The following is a 17,057-nucleotide window of genomic DNA, read 5'->3' on the forward strand; positions in this document are numbered from 1 at the left end:
TGTAAATATCCATCAGGATGATAATATTTTGATGAATTGCATGTACTTCAGCACAGACTTCTTAACACTGAAATCCTGCGCCCTTGCAAGACCGGGGTGGCGATCAGCATCTAAAATCGACGCATCCATGGCCTCTGCCAAGGCAGCGCCATCGCCCACAGCAACCAGTCGCCCCCATTTTCCATTTTCAAGGATCTCTGCCGGCCCACTGGGACAGTCCGTGCTGACGACAGGAGCACCACATGCCATGGCTTCAATCAATACCGTCGGAAGCCCCTCCCAGCGCGAGGACATCACGAAAAGATCTGCCGACGCCATCCACGCATAAGGATTACTCACGAATCCAGGTAGAGCCACATCCTCCCCCAACTCATACTCAGCGATCTTTTGCTCAAGCATGCCACGCTCTTCACCCTCTCCCAAAATAAGCAGCTTGGCCGGCCTTTTCTTTCTCAGAATGGAGAATGCCTTCAGCAAAGTGGAGAAATCCTTAGCCGCAGCCAAACGACCTGTTGCCAAGATAAAAGGGATTCCCTCAACCCGAGGCCATGGCCACTGCACTTCTTGAGCCGACAGCATGCTCAATTGCTCGGTCACAACAGGGTTATATGCCACAGCAATCTTGGAACGTTTGATATTCAACTTGTTCGCCAGATCATCGGCCACACCTTGGGATACCGCCAATATCTGGTCTGCCCAAGGATAGGTCAACTTCATCAACCAAGGCAAAATACGCCCCATCCCGCGAAAATCTCCTTGGCTTGCTACAGATAATGTATTGTGTTCAGTGATGATTAATTTCGTTGAAACACCGGCCAATTTCCTTGCAACCAGATTCACTACATTGGCATAATCCAATGCAGAAATCATAACTCGAGGCTTGCTTTTCTTCAGATACCTCACCATTTCTGGCAATGCAGCCAAAGTGCGAGATTTTTTAAAATCTATCAGATTTACCTTTTCTGACAATGCAGACGCATGAGCCCTTTGCCCCATATTTACGACAAGAAAATCTACATCCAATCCTTCTTCTATCAGTCCATTTGCCAGCAGAACCATGACACGCTCTGCTCCGCCTCCGCCCAACGAGGGGACGAAGAGAGCAACTTTCTCAGACTTCTCTTGCATTCATAAATCTCCGCTGCAAATAATCCCTGCTATCCATAAAATTAACCCCCAGCAGTATCAATATATATGATAATCCACCAGATATTGCTGAGATCCAGAAAACATATCCTGAAGTATTTTTCGCACCCCATAAAATGGCGGAAAAGCACAAGGCAGCGAATAAGATTTTTATTGCATCCTTGTTCAAAAAAGGAATTCTTATAAATTTTCTTCCCAAGTACATGCTCAGCCCTAAAGTGATGACGTAGGCCATCACGGTGGCATAGGCAGATCCCATTACTCCAAAAATAGGGATCCACCAATAATTCAAGGCGATATTGACTATCGCTGCGATGGCTACAATCACCACCTGATATTTGGTGCGCGCCTTGATCTGAAAAGCCAGATCAAAATGGTATGCACGTATCCCAGCCAAAACAGCGGCAGCGGCAATCCATGGCGCGATCGCACGCCCCACATCCCTGAAGGCGCTGCCCAGCACCAACTCACTCCATTGAGGTGCCAGCATGCCCAGCGCACACGCCAATGGCAAGGAAACTGCCAGCAACAGCGGACCATTGCGAGCCAACTGAATCTGGGCTCCTGCATCGCCCTGCTTTGCATACGCATTGAGCGTGAGGGGATAGACAGCCAGATTGATGACCACCATTGCCAAAGTAATCAGTTGCCAGATGAAATCAAAGCCAGCTGAATAGCTACCCGCGTCCGACTCGCTCAGCAGACTGCCAATCATCAATCTGTCAGTGCCGGCAATCACCATAGCCAAAGCAAAGGTCAAAGTGAGCGGAAGCCCGTAATGAAGATAAGAAGCCACATCCAGGCGCGATCCCGCATGAATATTCATCTTGCCACGCATGGACTGCATTCCAAAGATCAAGGCTGCAGCGCAGGATCCCAGAGCAAGCCCGGTCAAGGGGCCGTAATAAACACCGCCCGTCATGACCATCGCCACACCCACACCCAGGCTGAGCATGGAACGTGTGAAAGCCATTGCTCCATAGCGCAGGGGTTCCAGCTTCACGCGCGCTATTTCCGCCGCAAGGTCGAACCAAGCCTGCGCCACCGCCAAGGCGACCACCAAAGCCAGAACCGGCCACGACTTCAGTGAAGGAAGGAATACGTAGATTACCGGAGCCGCGACAATCAAAGGCAGGGCTGAAATAACAAAGCAATAGAAAATCGTTCTAAGGAACTTATCTTCCTGATGAATATTTTCTGCATAAAATCTCAACAGCGATAGCTGAACCCATTGAAAACAGACCAGGGCCAGAAAGGTGGATGTAATCAGCGCAATGGAGTAGACGCCATAATCATGAGGCGAAAGGATTCGCGTGTAGATGGCAATTGCGGAAAAGTTGATTATTCCCGGAACGGCCTTCGAGAGAAAATACTGAAATATTTGTTTTGCTATCAATTTCAGCCTTTATATTCAATTCAGTCTGTGAAGACCTCATTGATTCTGCCATTTTTCAATGAATCTATTATTTTTCGCAAAACTCGCTAACAACAATTTTATGAACTTTCATTTCATAAAATAAAAAGGAGATGCCCTATTATCGGCATCTCCTTGTTGATAGCTCAAAAAGCCAAGTTCAAACAGCTAGCCTCGCCAAATCCGCCACCCGATTCATGGCCTCATGGAGCAAAGCCAGCAAGCCCAGTCGATTGACCTTGAGAGCCGGATCTTCGGCATTGACCATGACCTGTTCGAAGAACGCATCGACCGAAGCACGCAATGCTGCCAGGGTTTGCAGGCTGGCGGTGTAATCACCTGCTGCAAACTGTTGCTGGGCTTTGGGCGCCACCTGCTGCAGCACCGCATACAGTTCCTTTTCAGCCTGCTCCACCAGCAGCGCCTCGTTCACCTGGGGCTGAACGGTAGTTTCAGCCTTCTTGAGGATATTGCCCACGCGCTTGTTGGCTGCGGCCAGGGCAGGAGCTTCGGGCAGGGTCGCAAAGGCGCGCACGGCTTCCAGGCGCTTTTGCACGTCGGACAGGCGCTGGGGTTGCAGGGCCAGCACGGCTTCCACTTCCTGGGCACTGTAGCCTTGCTCGCGGAACATATTGGCCAGGCGGTCGTAGATGAATTCGACCAGCTGAGGCGTGGCGTCCTGGATCTTGTCGCCAAAGGCAGGCAAGGTGCTGACCAGCAGGGTTTCCAGATCCAGCTCCAGATCCTTTTCGACCAGCATGCGGATCACGCCCAGCGCATGGCGGCGCAGGGCGAAGGGATCGCGGTCACCGGTGGGCAGGTTGCCGATACCGAACATGCCGACCAGGGTTTCGAGCTTGTCGGCCAGGGCCACGATCACGCCGACATCGCCGCGCGGCAGTTCGTCGCCGGCAAAGCGGGGCTTGTAGTGGTCTTCGATGGCATCGGCCACGGCCGCATCCAGACCGTCGTTCTGGGCGTAGTAGCGGCCCATGATGCCTTGCAGCTCGGGGAACTCGCCCACCATGTCGGTGACCAGATCGGTCTTGGCCAGCATGGCAGCCTGATCGGCCAGACGGCCCAGCTCGGAGTTGCCCAGCTGCTGGGCAATGCTCTTGGCGATGGCGCGTACGCGGGCGATGCGTTCGCCCTGGGTGCCCAGCTTGTTGTGATAGACCACCTTGTCCAGTTGCTCTACGCGGCTGGCCAGGGTCTTTTTGCGGTCCTGGTCGAAGAAGAACTTGGCGTCGGCCAGACGCGGGCGCACCACACGTTCGTTGCCGCCGACCACGGCCGAAGCGTCCTGGGGCTGGATGTTGCTGACGATCAGGAATTGATGAGTCAGCTTGCCATTGGCGTCCAGCAGCGGGAAGTACTTCTGATTGGCCTTCATGGTCAGAATCAGGCATTCCTGGGGCACTGCCAGGAATTCTTTCTCGAATTCGCAGACCAGCACATTGGGACGCTCGACCAGGGCTGTCACCTCGTCCAGCAGGGCCGGGTCGTCGATGGGGCGCACGTCGCCGCCAATGCGTTCGGCAGCCGCCTGCAGCTGGCGGGCGATATCGGCCCGGCGCTCGGTGAAGCTGGCGATCACGGCGCCCTCTTCACGCAGTTGCTCGGCATAGCTGTCGGCGTTCTGGATGACCACGGGGTCCACAGCAGCTTCAAAGCGGTGACCATGTGTGGCGGCACCGGCGGTCAGGCCCAGGGCCTTCACGCCGATCAACACCTGGGTGCCATGCAGCACGACCAGACCGTGGGCCGGGCGCACAAAGTGCACGCTGGTCCAGCCGTCCTGCAACTGGTAGCGCATGACCTTGGGGATGGGCAGCTTGGCCAGCGCTTCGTCCAATGCCTTTTGCACGCCATCGGTCAGCAGCACGCCCTTGGCCGTGGATTCGTAGAACAGGGCTTCGGCCTTGCCTTCGCCCTGGCGCTTCAGAGCGGCCACGGCGGACTCGTCAGCACCCAGGGCCGCCAGCTTTTTCAGCAGTGCAGCCGTGGGCTTGCCCTCGGCATCCAGTGCCACGGAAACAGGCATCAGCTTTTGCGAGACGGCCTTGTCTTCGGCCTGGGGCAGCACTTCGGTGATGTGCACAGCCAGACGGCGGGGAGAGGCGTAGGCCGTCAGGCGCGACTCGGTCGATGCCAGCAGTCCCTGGGCCTTGAGCTGCTCGAAGATAACGGCAGCAAAAGCGTCACCCAGCTTCTGCAGCGCCTTGGGCGGCAGCTCTTCGACAAACAGTTCAACCAGTAGATTCGATGCGTTCATGATGATCTTGATAGCTGCCAGCGCTTGCTAGATCAAGGCTGGCTGCTGAATTTTTTGGGATATGGGACAGAGGTGGCGTAAAAGCGGCTTAGATCGGCTTAAGCGGCCTTCTTCGCTGCCTGCTCTGCGGCCTTGGCCAGTTCGGCCAGCACCTCGTCGGCGTGGGCCTTGGGGGCCATGGGGAAGCCCAGACGTGCGCGGCTGTCCAGATAGCTCTTGCCCACGGCGCGAGCCAGGTTGCGGATACGGCCGATATAGGCAGCGCGCTCGGTCACCGAGATGGCGCCACGGGCGTCCAGCAGGTTGAAGGTATGGGCGGCCTTGAGCACCTGCTCATAGGCGGGCAGCGCCAGCTGGGCGTCGATCAGCTGATTGGCCGTGCCTTCATGGGCTGCAAAGGCGCTGAACAGGAACTCGGCATTCGAATGCTCGAAGTTGTAGGTGGACTGCTCCACCTCGTTCTGGTGGAACACGTCGCCATAGGACAGGCCGTCGGTATAAACCAGGTCGTACACCGATTCCTTGCCCTGCAGATACATGGCCAGACGTTCCAGGCCGTAGGTGATCTCGCCCGTGGCGGGCTTGCAGTCGATGCCGGCGACCTGCTGGAAATACGTGAACTGGGTCACTTCCATGCCGTTGAGCCAGACTTCCCAGCCCAGACCCCAGGCGCCCAGCGTGGGGTTTTCCCAGTCGTCCTCGACAAAGCGGATGTCGTTCTTCTTCAGATCGAAGCCCAGGGCTTCGAGCGAGCCCAGGTAGAGCTCGAGAATATTGTCGGGTGCGGGCTTGAGCACCACCTGGAACTGGTAGTAGTGCTGCAGGCGGTTGGGGTTCTCGCCGTAGCGGCCGTCCTTGGGGCGGCGGCTGGGCTGCACATAGGCGGCCTTCCAGGGCTCTGGGCCGATGGCGCGCAGAAAGGTCGCGGTGTGCGAGGTGCCGGCGCCGACTTCCATGTCATAGGGCTGGAGCAATGCACAGCCCTGTTCGGCCCAGTAGGACTGCAGTTTCAGAATGATTTGTTGGAAGGTCAGCATGACTTGTATACGTTCGCGCGTCAGCAATCACTGGCGATTGCGGGCGGCAGCTTCATTAAGAGGTGTTCTGGGCGGTATCGACCGCATAAGCGGTAGATTCTAAGTCTGTGCCACTGATCCCGGGCGTAGTCTGTCTGCGCGGCCCCACAGCGGGCATTTTCACGAAGCGGCCCCGGCCGGTGATTTCAAAATGTGAGGAAAAAACGCTAGCGCTTACCACCCATGAATAGCCGGATGCAGCATCAATCGACTCTGAAACTCATGGATAGAGAACCCAGAACGCTCACTTTTTAACAATTTCCGCGCAGCTGCCGTGCATCCCGGAACCGGCCGCTGCGGTTTGCCTCCTAGAATGATTCCTTTCCCGTCATCCTCTTTCGGAGCACGTCATGGATTTCATGAAAATCATCACCAAGCAACTGATCGAAATCATCGAATGGACCGATGATTCGCGCGACACGCTGTCGTATCGCTGGCCCGATGAAGACAAGGAAATCAAGAACGGCGCCCAGCTCATCGTGCGTGAGTCGCAGCAGGTGCAGTTCGTCTCCGAAGGCCAGTTCGCAGACCTGTTCAATCCGGGTCGCCATCTGCTGACCACGCAGAACATCCCGATCCTGTCCACGCTGCGCGGCTGGAAGTACGGCTTCAACTCGCCCTTCAAGTGCGATGTCTACTACATCAACACGCGCTTGTTCACGGGCAACAAATGGGGCACCTCCAACCCCATCATGATGCGCGACAAGGACTTTGGCGTGATCCGTCTGCGCGCCTTCGGTACCTATGACTTCCGCATCACCAACGCCGCCCTGTTCCTCAAGGAAGTGGCGGGTACGGACCAGAATTTCCGCATCGACGAGTTTGCCGACACCATGCGCTCGCGCATCGTCAGCATCTTCTCCGAGGCCCTGGCCAAGGCCCAGGTACCGGCACTCGATGTGGCCCAGCGCTACAGCGAGCTGGGCGACGCGCTGCTGCAGCTCATCAACCCGGCCGTCAGCGAGAAATACGGCCTGGAAATCACCAGCTTCCTGCTGGAAAACGTTTCCGTGCCGCCCGAGGTGGAGCAGGCCATCGACAAGCGCTCCAGCATGGGAGCCATCGGCAACCTCAACGACTATGTGAAGTACCAGATGGGCCAGGCCATGGCCAACGGCGGCGAAGGCGCTGCGGCGGCCACCATTCCGGCCACCATGGCCATGGGCTTCGGCATGGCCCAGGAAATGATGAAGGGCATGCAAGGCGGCGGCGCGGCAGGTGCTGCAGGTGCCCCGGCCGCTGCAGTGGCAGACCCCTTCTCGCCGGCGGCAGCCCAAGCCGCCCAGACGCCTGCAGCCCCGGCTGCCGCCGGCCTGCAGGTGCTGACTCCTGCCCAGGCCGCCCAGGTGCTGGGCGTGGCCGAGGCTGATGTACTGGCCGAAATCCAGGCCGGCAACCTCAAGGCCCGCCAGATTGGCAGCCAGTGGCGCATCGCCCAGGCTGCGCTGGACGAGTTCCTGCGCGGCTGATCCGCAATCCATGGCATCGGGGTGCACGTCATGAATGAACACAAACCGGTTTTCATCAGCACCACTCCGGTGCTGGCATCGCTGGACATGGCGCGCACCGTGGCTTTCTACGCCCGCGTGCTGGGCGCCAGAACCGTCCACGCCCAGCCCGGCGAGTACGCCATCGTCTCGCTGGGCGGGCTGGAGCTGCATTTCTGGGCCTGCCAGGACCCGGAGATTCCCAGACAGACCAGCTGCCGCATCCAGGTGGCGGGAATTACCGCCCTGCATGCGCAGTGCCTGGCCGAGAATGCGGTTCACCCCAATGGCGGTCTGCGCCAGCAGCCCTGGGGCACCCAGGAATTCAGTCTTCTCGACGAGGATGGCAACTGCGTGACCTTCTACGAAACCCATCCCGCCGCTGCTGCCGCCTGAACCCGTTTTTGCCGTGGCCACACCTGCTTCCTCTTCTCGCTCTTCCGGCTCTTCATTCACCCCTGTCTCCGAGACGGCTCCCCCTTCCATGGTGGGCAAGCATGTCTGCCCCGAATGCGGCGGCAATCTGGAGTGGAATGCCAAGGCCCAGTCACTCAAATGTCCTTACTGCGGCACCGTCGTGCCCTGGAGCGAGCAGACACAGCCCGAGCTGGGACGCGCCGTGGTGGAGCAGGATCTGGCCGAGGCCTTGCGCAACCCGGCCAGCGGCCGCGGCTGGGGCTCGGACGAGCGCTACGAGGTGCAGTGCCAGAACTGCCGCGCCATCTCGGTGTTTCTCGGCAAGAACGTGGCCCAGCGCTGCGACTTCTGCGGCTCGCCGGCCATCGTCGCCCATGAGGAGCGCAGCGACGCCATCACGCCGCAGAGCATTCTGCCGTTCAAGATCAGCGACGGCCAGATTCGCGACAAGATCCGCCAGTGGTATGGCAGCCGCTGGTTTGCGCCCAGCAAGCTCAAGAGCGCCGCGCTGACGGACACGCTGCACGGCGTCTATCTGCCCTACTGGACCTTCGACGCCCATGCCAGCGCCCAGTGGTGGGCAGAGGCCGGCTATTACTACTACACCACCGAGTCCTATCGCGACGGCAACGGCAATCTGCAGACCCGCCAGGTCCAGCATGTGCGCTGGGAGCCGGCATCGGGCAGCTTGCAGCATTTCTTCGACGATGAGCTGGTACCCGGCACCGTGGGCGTGCACGCCCATCTGCTGCGCCAGGTGGAGCCCTTCCCGACCACCACCGACCTCAAGCCCTACAGCCCGGAGTTCGTGCGCGGCTGGACGGTGGAGCGCTACCAGGTGGACCTCTCCAAGGCCGCCAGGATCAACGAGGAAGACATGGACAGTCAGCTGCGCAGCATGTGCTCGCGCGAGGTGCCGGGCGACACCCAGCGCAATCTGCAGGTCCAGCGCCAATACTCTGGCCGCAGCTTCAAGCACACGCTGGTTCCGGTCTGGCTGGTCGGCTACACCTATGGCAGCAAGACCTACCAGATCGTGGCCAATGGCTATACCGGCCAGATTGCGGGCGAGCGGCCTTACAGCTGGGTCAAGATCATGTTTGCCGTGCTGGCCGTGATCTTGCTGCTGGTGCTGATTGCGCCGCTGTTTGTGCAGCAGTGATGCTCATTATTTGATAGCTACTTGCGCTTGATAAATTGGGATTCTGAATTCATTTTTTTGAAATTCGAGAACCTGCAAGCGCCAGCAGCTATTCAATCCGTAGCAGCTACCAGGCCTTCCACACCTCTTCGGCCAGACCAAACGCCGTGCTTGCGCCCGAGCCACTGGTCACCGCCACCACGCGTGTCGCTGCATCTGGCGCTTTCACAAAGCAAGGGGCTTCGGCACTGGAGGGATAGATGCCCGTCCAGCGCTCCACAATCTGGGCCTTGTCGATATGCAGTGCCTCGCTCATATGGCGCAGCATGAGCTGGTCGACGGCTTCGCTGGCAAACGGCTGGGGCGCGCTGCCGTAGTGGTGCGAATCGCCGACCACCAACGAACCGTCGGCGCTTTGCACGGCAATCAGGTGGATGCCGTGCTTCAGGCTGTCGGCCTCCTCGCTCTCCAGCTGAGCGCGCAATGCTGCAGCTTCGGGTAGCGCGCTATAGCCCTCGTAGCGCACCAGGCTCAGATCCCCCATGACCGATCCTTCGAGCTTGAAGCCCGCTTGCGGCTTGACGCGCAACATCTGCAACTGGCATAGCTGGACCTTGCTACTCGCCCATTCACCTGCAAACAAGCCGCCCGGATCGGCGTTATTGCAGACCACCACGCGCTCTGCGTGGTACTTGCCGCGCGAGGTGGTGATGCGGGGCGTCGCCACTTCGGTCACGGTTTCGCCATAGGCGAAATCCACTCCCAGCGCCTGCTGCAACCACAGTGCCAGTTGCGGGATGGCCGTGCGCGACTCCACGCGCAGCTCATGCGGGCTGTAGAGCACGGATTGCAGCCCTTCGGTACGCAGCGCCGGATGGCGCGCCGCGGCCTGGGCGGATGTCAGCAGCTCACAGCCCTCGCCCATTGCGGTTTGCATAAAGGCCTCAAGCACCGCTGCCGCTGCAGGGCGGCGTGCCGTCAGCCACAGGCCGGAGTGGATGACGTCGATACCGGCCTTGGGTGCAATCTCCGCCCAGACATCGCGTGAGCGCATGGCGCGCTGCCAATGGGCACCGGCGCGCTGGCCGGTAATGGTGACAAAGCCGAAGTTGCGAATCGACGCCCCCAGGCAGGCGCCGTCGCGCTCTATCACCAGCACGGAGTGGCCGCGCGAAGCTGCGGTATAGGCATGGGCCAGGCCGACAATGCCGGCGCCGACGACGATCAGATCGTAATTTTTCATAGCGTTACAGAAAAAGCAGACAAGCCAAATCCCTGCCGCAGCGCCCAGGCGATGCAGCACGAGACGTTCAGGGAATCAAGTGATGTGGAGAGCGCCTCAGCGGTGGCGCCAGTGCTGGGTACGCCTCTGCAGCCAGGCATCCAGCAGCGCAATCAGCAGGCGGCCGGCGGCGGCGGTCGCGAAGATCAGCGTGGCCATGGCTGCGGCAGGAGCGATATCGCCCGCGTCATCCATGGCCAGCACGGCCACCGATGCCAGTGTGGTTTCGGGCGAGTACAAGAAGACCACTGCCGACACCGTGGTCATGGCATTCACGAAGAAATAGCCTGCCACCTGCATCACTGCAGGCAGGCACACGGGCAGATGCACGCGCCACAGCAGCGTCCAGAACGGCACGCCCATGGAATCGGCCACGCGTTCGTATTCGGCGTCCAGTTGCTGCAAGGCGGTGAGCTGGGTGATGTGCGCCACCGAGAAAAAATGCGCCACCGAGCACAGCACCAGAATGCCCATGGACCCGTACAGAAAGTGCAATGGATTGCTGCCCGCATTGAAGAACAGGATATAGCCCAGACCCAGCGCCAGCCCGGGCACCGCCATGGGCAGCGTGGCTACCGCGTGCAGCCACTGGCGCGCACGACCCCAGCCCGTGGGCTTGGCCACCAGATAAGCGCTCAGAAAGCTCAGCAGCGCGCCTGTCGCCGCCGTGGCCGCGGCCATGGTCAGCGAGTTGGCGTAACTGGCCCAGCCGCCACCATCCATCAGGTCGAACTGGTAGTTCCTGAAGGTCAGCGTCAGGTTATAGGGCCAGAAGCTGACCAGGGATGCCAGCACGGCCACTCCCATCACCGCCAGCAGCACCACAACCATCAGGCTGCAATACACCAGCAGTGCGCGGTCAAGCGCTGCGCAGGGCTGCGGCACCAGAGGCACGGCCCGCACGCTCATGGCAGCGGCCTGCCGGGCACGCAAATGGCGCTCGGCCGCAAAGGCCAGGCCCGCAGGCAGCAGCAGCAGCATGGCCACCACGGCACCCATGGACAGGTTTTGCTGGCCAATCACCTGCTTGTAGATATCGGTGGCCAGCATCTGCGTGTTGCCGCCAATCACCTTGGGCACGCCAAAGTCGGTGACCACCAGGACGAACACCACGATCCAGGCGATCATCAGCCCATAGCGGCTGGCTGGCAACGTGACCTGGCAGAAGCTGCGCCAGCGGCCTGCGCCCAGCGTGGCGGCGGCCTCATACAAGCGCGCATCGCCCGAGGCCAGCGTGGTGCACAGAATCATCAGCGCATGCGGAAACGTCCACAGCACCGAGCCAAGAATGATACCAAACGGTCCGTAGGCCGTGCCGCCCAGCAGCCAGCTCTTGAGCAGACCCTGGGCGCCAAAAAGATAAATCAGGCTGATGGCCATGAGCAGCGACGGCGCCAGCAGAGGCACCAGGGCAATGGCGCGAAAGAACTTGGCCAGCGGCATGCAGCTGCGCATCACGCCATAGGCATAGCCATAAGCCAGGGCCACGCACAGCGTGCTGCTGATGGCCGACAGCCACAGGCTGTTGAACAGCGACTGGCCTACGCCAGGCGTTTGCGCATAGGCGAGGTACTGGGCCAGGCCCGAGAACTTGCCATCGGCCGACACAAAGCTGTGCCCCAGCAGCGCCCCCACGGGCAGTGCAATGGCCACCAGCAGCGCGCCCAGCAGGCCCAGCACCGACAGGCCCAGCCACAGCTTTTCCCAATGGAAAAAGCGCGTTTGCCGCGGCGCCGCAGGGCCGGCGCCTTGCTGCCGGCGTGACGCCGCTGCGGGCGCATAGCTTCCCACTGGCATCGCAGAAGAAGAGGCATCCATGCTTATGCCGCCTTTCGCAAAATCTCTGGCGCTGCCAGCGACTGCAGCGCAGCAGCCGGCAACTCCACCAGCACCTCGCCCTGCAACCAGTCGGGCAGGCGCGCGTCATGGCGCAGCGGCCATTGCACATCGATCTGGCATTGCAACGTGGGGCTGAACACGCGCACCAGGACCAGCGAGCCCAGGAATGAGGTCTCGACCACCCGTGCGCGGAACAGATTGGGCAGTGCTGCGGGCTGGGCCGGGTGCAGCACCACGCTTTCGGGCCTCACGCCCACCAGCAAGGCATCGCCGGCCTCAAAGCCGGCAGTGCAACATTCAAGCCGACCCTCGCCCACGCGCACCGCATCACCCGACTCGGCCACGGCGGGCAGCAAGTTCATGCGTCCCACAAAACCGGCCGCAAAATGGCTGACAGGCCGGGCATAGAGCTGCTCGGGCGAGCCCTGCTGCTCGATACGGCCCTGGTGCATCAGCACCACCCGATCGGCCATGGAAAGCGCTTCTTCCTGGTCGTGCGTGACCATCGCGCAGGCAATGCCCAGCTGACGCTGCAGCTGGCGGATTTCGCTGCGCAGCTCGGTGCGCACCTGGGCATCCAGCGCGGACAGCGGCTCGTCCAGCAACAGCAGACGCGGGCGCGGCGCCAGTGCGCGGGCCAGCGCAATGCGCTGCTGCTGGCCGCCCGACAATTGCGCCGGGTAGCGCTGCGCCTGCGCGCCCAGGCCTACCAGAGCCAGCATCTCCTGCACCCGGGCCTGCACCTGCGCCGCAGGCTGGCCCTTGAGGCCGAAAGCCACATTCTGGGCCGCCGTCAGGTTAGGAAACAGTGCGTAGCTCTGGAACACCACGCCAAAGCCCCGGCGCGCGGCGGGCCAGCGCGTGATGTCCTCACCCTGAAACAGGATGCGGCCCGCGTCGGCCTGCTCGATGCCGCACAGAATGCGCAGCAGCGTGGTTTTGCCACAGCCCGAAGGGCCCAGCAGGCTGACGAACTCGCCGCCCTCCACCAACAGATCAATGTCGCGCAGCACCGGGGTGTCTTTGTACTGCTTGGCGATATGTTCTATGCGCAGCATCTGCAATCACTTTCAACGTGCAAAAACGGACGGCCTGCTATCTCCACCAGAGCGCATACCGGTCGATACCGGCGCGCCCCAACCCAGAGACACCGCGCAAGGGCCGCCCCGCCGCGCTGGTGTCGTCCCCCTCCGGCGCGCAGCGCCAGAGAGGGGGAAGGCGCGACGCCGCCAAGGCGAAGCGCCTCAGGGGGTGTTACTTCTTCTCCGCCTTGGCTTCGTACCGACGCGACCATTCGGCCAAGATACGATCGCGGTTAGCCGCTGCCCAGTTGAAGTCGTTCCTGGCCAGGCGCTTTTCCAGATCGGCCGGAATGAACTCGTGCTTTTCCTGGGCCTCGGGAAGGGCCAGCACGGCAAAGTTGGCGGCATAGAGCTTGTTGGCATCGGGCGTCACCGCCCAGTCGGCCAGGGCCTTGGCCGCTTCCTGCTTTTTGCTGGTCTTCAGAATGGCCGTGGCTTCCACATCCCAGCCCAGGCCTTCCCTGGGGAAGACGATGTCTATGGGCGCGCCATCCTTCTTGGTCTTGTTGGCCCGGTATTCAAAGCTCAGGCCCACGGGGAACTCGCCCGCGCCGGCCTGGCGGCAGGGCTTGGATCCGCTGTGCGTGTAGACGCCGATGTTCTGGTGCAGCGCATCCATATAGGCCCAGCCCTTGTCCTCGCCCATCATCTGCAGCCAGGCGGCCACCATCAGATAGCCCGTGCCGCTGGACGCCGGGTGGGGCATGGTGATCGCGCCCTTGAATTCGGGCCTGGTCAGGTCAGCCCAGCTGGCAGGCGTGGGCAGCTTGCGCTTCGGGCCTTCCACGGTGTTGAAGCAGACGGCGGACGACCACAGATCCATGCCCACCCAGGTCGGCGTGGCTGCCGGATCGCGCATGGAGGAGCGCACCTTGGCCAGGTTCCTGGGCGCATAGGGCTGCAGCATGCCTTGCTTGTCCAGCAGCATCAGCGAAGTAGCGGCCACGCCCCAGATCACATCAGCCTGGGGATTGGCCTTTTCGGCCAGCAGACGAGCGGTGATGATGCCCGTGCTGTCGCGCACAAACTTCAGCTCGATGTCGGGATGGGCTTTTTCAAAACCCGCCTTGTAGGCCTTGATCTGGTCGGCCTCCAGGGCCGAATACACCAGCAGATCGGTCCTGGCCTGGGCTGCGCAAGCCAGGCCCAGCAAGGCTGTGGCAAAGGCGCTCAAGGTGAAGCGGCGAGTGGCGAGTGCAAAAGCGTGACGCATGAATGACAGTCCCTTGGATTGATCGTTGCCGCCCGACCAACGCGGCCGTTTGCGACATGAGGGAACTGTAGAAATTCACTGTGAAACGCCTGTGTCACAGAACTGAAATCCAGCAAAGGCGTCATCAGCAAACTTTGTAGTCGGCACCTTGCTTCGCGGCTGCCCCATCTCTGCATGTACGACGCTATCGATTCAAAAGCATGCTGAGCCTGCTCTGCAGGGGGACTCCATAAAACGTCATCTGCAAACCAATGAATTGGCGCGCAAGCAGCGATTGAAATCAGGCAAGCTACATTGCTGCCTGCGGCAATCATGGTGAAATCCAGGCACTGCTTTTCTGAAGACCTTTGATGTTTGCCACACAGCTCAAATCCTTTTTCTGGGTTGCCCGCCTCGGCAGCATCACCCAGGCCGCGCGCCAACTGAGGCTGAGCCAGCCCACGGTCACGGCTCAGATCAAGGCCTTGGAGGAGCAATATGAGGTCGAACTGTTCACGCGTCAGAGCGGAAGGCTGGCCATCACTGATGCGGGCCTGAAGCTGCTGCCGGAAATAGAGAAGCTGCTGCTGCAGTCGGCCCAGATCGAATCGGCGCTGCGCCAGTCAGGCCATGTCCACCAGGGCCAGCTACGCATAGGCGCAACCGCCCCCTACTATGTGCTGGACATCGTCAAGCGCTATCAGCAGCAATATGCGCTCGTGGAAGTGAGCATCGTCAACGGCAATTCGCGCCAGATGATTCAGGCGCTGGCCGAGTACCAAGTGGACCTGGCGACCTCTTCGCATCTGGACACCGATCCGCGCCTGCTGCGCCTGGAACTGGGGCGCGACCCGCTGGCCCTGGTCGTGCATCGGCAGCATGCGCTGGCCCGGCAGAAGTCCGTCGCCATCGGGGATCTGGCAAAGAACACGCTGATCCTGCGCGAGCGCGGCTCCATGACCCGGCAGCTGACCGAGCAGATGCTGGAAGCGGCCCAGGTCAGCCCGCAACGAGTGCTGGAAATTGCCAGCCGCGAGTCCATACGCGAAGCCGTGATCCGTCAGATGGGCATCAGCATTTTTGCGCGGCACGAAGCCTCGGCCCACCCTGAACTCGTCGTTCTCGACCTGCAAGGCGAGGTTCCCAGTCTTCCCGAATACCTGTACTGCCTGCGCGAGCGACGCGATGCACAGCTGATTCAGCCATTTCTGCAGCTGGCCGCATCAGACCAGGCTTAATCGAACAGTTCGGCCTGCTTGAATGTGGGCTGATTCAGGTCCTTTTCGGACAAGGAAAAAGCGATATCGAGCTGGGGCCACGCAATAGCTATATCCGGGTCACTCCAGAGCAGACCCCGATCCGACTCCGGCGCATAATAGGCTGTGGCCTTGTATACAAAGTCCGCCGTGTCACTGAGCACCACAAAGCCATGGGCAAAGCCCGGTGGAATCCAGAGCTGGTGGTGATTCTCGGCACTCAGCTCCGTGCCCACCCATTTGCCAAAGCTGGGCGAGCTGCGGCGAATATCCACTGCCACATCAAACACCGCACCGGAGATCACACGCACCAGCTTACCCTGGGCATGGGGCGGCAGCTGGTAGTGCAGCCCACGCAGCACGCCCTTGCTGCTGCGGCTGTGGTTGTCCTGAATGAACTCGTAGTGCGTGCCCGTGGCCTGGTTGAAGATATCCTGGCGAAAGCTTTCCACGAAAAGCCCCCGCCCATCCCGATGAATCGTGGGTTTGAACAGCTTGATCTCGGGGATCGCAGTCGGAACGACCTTCATCGCACACCAGCCTCCAGACATTGCATCAGATACTGTCCGTAGCCGTTCTTGAGCAACGGCCTTGCCAGCTCGGCGAGCTGAGCGGCGTCAATCCAGCCAGCACGAAATGCGATTTCTTCCGGGCACGCCACCTTCAACCCCTGACGCTGCTCAAGGGTGGCAATGAACTGACCTGCCTCCAGCAGACTGTCATGGGTGCCAGTGTCGAGCCAGGCATAGCCTCGCCCCATCAGCTTCACATTGAGCTGACCTCTTTCCAGATAAATACGATTGATGTCCGTGATTTCCAACTCGCCTCTGCCAGAAGGCTTGAGAGTCTTTGCAATCTCGACCACTTGCGAATCGTAGAAATACAGCCCCGTCACTGCGTAATTGGATTTTGGTTCGACCGGTTTTTCCTCTATCGAGAGCACCTGCCCTTGCTGGTCAAACTCCACCACACCGTAGCGGCTGGGATCCTGCACATGATAGGCAAACACCGTCGCTCCATCCTGGGTCTGATTGGCAACTTTGACCAAGGTCTGCAGATCATGGCCGTGAAAAATATTGTCTCCAAGCACCAGCGCGCAGGAGCCCCCCCTCAGAAAAGACTCGGCAATCAAAAAAGCCTGGGCCAGGCCATCCGGGCTGGGCTGCACCTCATACTGAAGATTCAGGCCCCACTGGCTGCCATCGCCCAGCAGTTGCTCGAAGCGCGGCGTGTCCTGCGGCGTGCTGATGATCAGAATGTCCCGGATGCCCGCCAGCATCAGCGTGCTCAGCGGGTAGTAGATCATGGGCTTGTCGTAGATCGGCAGCAGCTGTTTGCTGATGGCCAGGGTGGCGGGGTGCAAACGGGTGCCGGAGCCGCCAGCCAGAATGATGCCTTTGCGCTGTGTCGTCATGATGAATCAAGGGATGGCTTCCAACGCTTTGCAGAT

14 protein-coding genes are annotated in these 17,057 nt (G+C 60.3%); 4 read left to right on the plus strand and 10 right to left on the minus strand.

Translation table 11 applies throughout. The features are described 5' to 3' along the window. Nucleotides 1–12: 12 nt before the first annotated feature. The 4 genes from CTR2_RS24485 to glyQ all read right to left on the minus strand — a co-directional run bounded on the left by CTR2_RS24485 (nt 13) and on the right by glyQ (nt 5,872). Entirely contained in the window at nt 13–1,128 is a 1,116-nt protein-coding gene (locus CTR2_RS24485; RefSeq protein WP_087080284.1) for a glycosyltransferase, read from the minus strand. Further along, a complete protein-coding gene (locus tag CTR2_RS24490; RefSeq protein ID WP_087080281.1) occupies nt 1,112–2,542 on the minus strand; it encodes an oligosaccharide flippase family protein in 1,431 nt (476 codons plus the stop codon). The genes CTR2_RS24485 and CTR2_RS24490 overlap by 17 nt, the downstream gene beginning before the upstream one ends. Nucleotides 2,543–2,720: 178 nt before the next feature. Then, on the minus strand, nt 2,721–4,835 hold the full coding sequence (gene glyS / locus CTR2_RS24495; protein WP_087080279.1) for a glycine--tRNA ligase subunit beta: 2,115 nt from the start codon (nt 4,833–4,835) through the stop codon (nt 2,721–2,723). Between the two features lie 98 nt (nt 4,836–4,933). Further along, nucleotides 4,934–5,872, minus strand: a complete 939-nt coding sequence (gene glyQ, locus CTR2_RS24500) for a glycine--tRNA ligase subunit alpha (RefSeq protein WP_003068041.1) — start codon at nt 5,870–5,872, stop codon at nt 4,934–4,936. Between the two features lie 389 nt (nt 5,873–6,261). Between glyQ and CTR2_RS24505 the strand changes: the two genes are divergently transcribed. The 3 genes from CTR2_RS24505 (at nt 6,262) to CTR2_RS24515 (ending at nt 8,977) form a co-directional block, all read left to right on the plus strand. Then, entirely contained in the window at nt 6,262–7,380 is a 1,119-nt protein-coding gene (locus CTR2_RS24505; protein WP_087080277.1) for an SPFH and helix-turn-helix domain-containing protein, read from the plus strand. Between the two features lie 30 nt (nt 7,381–7,410). After that, nucleotides 7,411–7,794, plus strand: a complete 384-nt coding sequence (locus tag CTR2_RS24510) for a bleomycin resistance protein (RefSeq protein ID WP_087080275.1) — start codon at nt 7,411–7,413, stop codon at nt 7,792–7,794. Nucleotides 7,795–7,882: 88 nt separating this feature from the next. Continuing rightward, nucleotides 7,883–8,977, plus strand: a complete 1,095-nt coding sequence (locus CTR2_RS24515) for a TFIIB-type zinc ribbon-containing protein (RefSeq protein WP_087080273.1) — start codon at nt 7,883–7,885, stop codon at nt 8,975–8,977. Nucleotides 8,978–9,083: 106 nt separating this feature from the next. Here the strand turns inward: CTR2_RS24515 and CTR2_RS24520 are convergent, their stop codons facing one another. The 4 genes from CTR2_RS24520 to CTR2_RS24535 form a co-directional block, all read right to left on the minus strand. Further along, entirely contained in the window at nt 9,084–10,199 is a 1,116-nt protein-coding gene (locus tag CTR2_RS24520; RefSeq protein ID WP_087080271.1) for a TIGR03364 family FAD-dependent oxidoreductase, read from the minus strand. A gap of 96 nt (nt 10,200–10,295) precedes the next feature. Next, nucleotides 10,296–12,056, minus strand: coding sequence for a putative 2-aminoethylphosphonate ABC transporter permease subunit (locus CTR2_RS24525; protein ID WP_087080269.1), 1,761 nt, complete (start codon nt 12,054–12,056; stop codon nt 10,296–10,298). A gap of 2 nt (nt 12,057–12,058) precedes the next feature. Further along, nucleotides 12,059–13,135 (minus strand): ABC transporter ATP-binding protein, encoded by a 1,077-nt coding sequence (locus tag CTR2_RS24530; RefSeq protein ID WP_087080267.1) that lies wholly within the window; start codon nt 13,133–13,135, stop codon nt 12,059–12,061. A gap of 196 nt (nt 13,136–13,331) precedes the next feature. After that, complete coding sequence (locus CTR2_RS24535) at nt 13,332–14,372, minus strand: putative 2-aminoethylphosphonate ABC transporter substrate-binding protein (protein WP_140400967.1); 1,041 nt, start codon at nt 14,370–14,372, stop codon at nt 13,332–13,334. 350 nt (nt 14,373–14,722) lie between these two features. Between CTR2_RS24535 and CTR2_RS24540 the strand changes: the two genes are divergently transcribed. Further along, entirely contained in the window at nt 14,723–15,589 is an 867-nt protein-coding gene (locus CTR2_RS24540; RefSeq protein WP_087080265.1) for a LysR substrate-binding domain-containing protein, read from the plus strand. Here CTR2_RS24540 and rfbC read toward each other — a convergent pair. Further along, nucleotides 15,586–16,137, minus strand: coding sequence for a dTDP-4-dehydrorhamnose 3,5-epimerase (rfbC, locus tag CTR2_RS24545; RefSeq protein WP_087080263.1), 552 nt, complete (start codon nt 16,135–16,137; stop codon nt 15,586–15,588). The genes CTR2_RS24540 and rfbC overlap by 4 nt on opposite strands. Then, nucleotides 16,134–17,021 (minus strand): glucose-1-phosphate thymidylyltransferase RfbA, encoded by an 888-nt coding sequence (gene rfbA, locus CTR2_RS24550; RefSeq protein WP_087080261.1) that lies wholly within the window; start codon nt 17,019–17,021, stop codon nt 16,134–16,136. Before rfbA ends, rfbC begins: the two co-directional genes overlap by 4 nt. Nucleotides 17,022–17,057 lie beyond the last annotated feature (36 nt).

It is taken from the genome of Comamonas thiooxydans (assembly GCF_002157685.2).
Classification (GTDB): domain Bacteria; phylum Pseudomonadota; class Gammaproteobacteria; order Burkholderiales; family Burkholderiaceae_C; genus Comamonas; species Comamonas testosteroni_H.

What these genes read in the sequence shown, in the direction of transcription:
- CTR2_RS24540 (WP_087080265.1), top strand. Translation starts at nt 14,723, where the DNA reads ATGTTTGCCACACAGCTCAAATCCTTTTTCTGGGTTGCCCGCCTCGGC.
- CTR2_RS24505 (WP_087080277.1), top strand. Translation starts at nt 6,262, where the DNA reads ATGGATTTCATGAAAATCATCACCAAGCAACTGATCGAAATCATCGAA.
- glyQ (WP_003068041.1), bottom strand. Translation starts at nt 5,872, where the DNA reads ATGCTGACCTTCCAACAAATCATTCTGAAACTGCAGTCCTACTGGGCC.
- CTR2_RS24525 (WP_087080269.1), bottom strand. Translation starts at nt 12,056, where the DNA reads ATGGATGCCTCTTCTTCTGCGATGCCAGTGGGAAGCTATGCGCCCGCA.
- CTR2_RS24535 (WP_140400967.1), bottom strand. Translation starts at nt 14,372, where the DNA reads ATGCGTCACGCTTTTGCACTCGCCACTCGCCGCTTCACCTTGAGCGCC.
- CTR2_RS24510 (WP_087080275.1), top strand. Translation starts at nt 7,411, where the DNA reads ATGAATGAACACAAACCGGTTTTCATCAGCACCACTCCGGTGCTGGCA.
- glyS (WP_087080279.1), bottom strand. Translation starts at nt 4,835, where the DNA reads ATGAACGCATCGAATCTACTGGTTGAACTGTTTGTCGAAGAGCTGCCG.
- CTR2_RS24520 (WP_087080271.1), bottom strand. Translation starts at nt 10,199, where the DNA reads ATGAAAAATTACGATCTGATCGTCGTCGGCGCCGGCATTGTCGGCCTG.
- CTR2_RS24530 (WP_087080267.1), bottom strand. Translation starts at nt 13,135, where the DNA reads ATGCTGCGCATAGAACATATCGCCAAGCAGTACAAAGACACCCCGGTG.
- rfbA (WP_087080261.1), bottom strand. Translation starts at nt 17,021, where the DNA reads ATGACGACACAGCGCAAAGGCATCATTCTGGCTGGCGGCTCCGGCACC.
- CTR2_RS24485 (WP_087080284.1), bottom strand. Translation starts at nt 1,128, where the DNA reads ATGCAAGAGAAGTCTGAGAAAGTTGCTCTCTTCGTCCCCTCGTTGGGC.
- CTR2_RS24515 (WP_087080273.1), top strand. Translation starts at nt 7,883, where the DNA reads ATGGTGGGCAAGCATGTCTGCCCCGAATGCGGCGGCAATCTGGAGTGG.
- rfbC (WP_087080263.1), bottom strand. Translation starts at nt 16,137, where the DNA reads ATGAAGGTCGTTCCGACTGCGATCCCCGAGATCAAGCTGTTCAAACCC.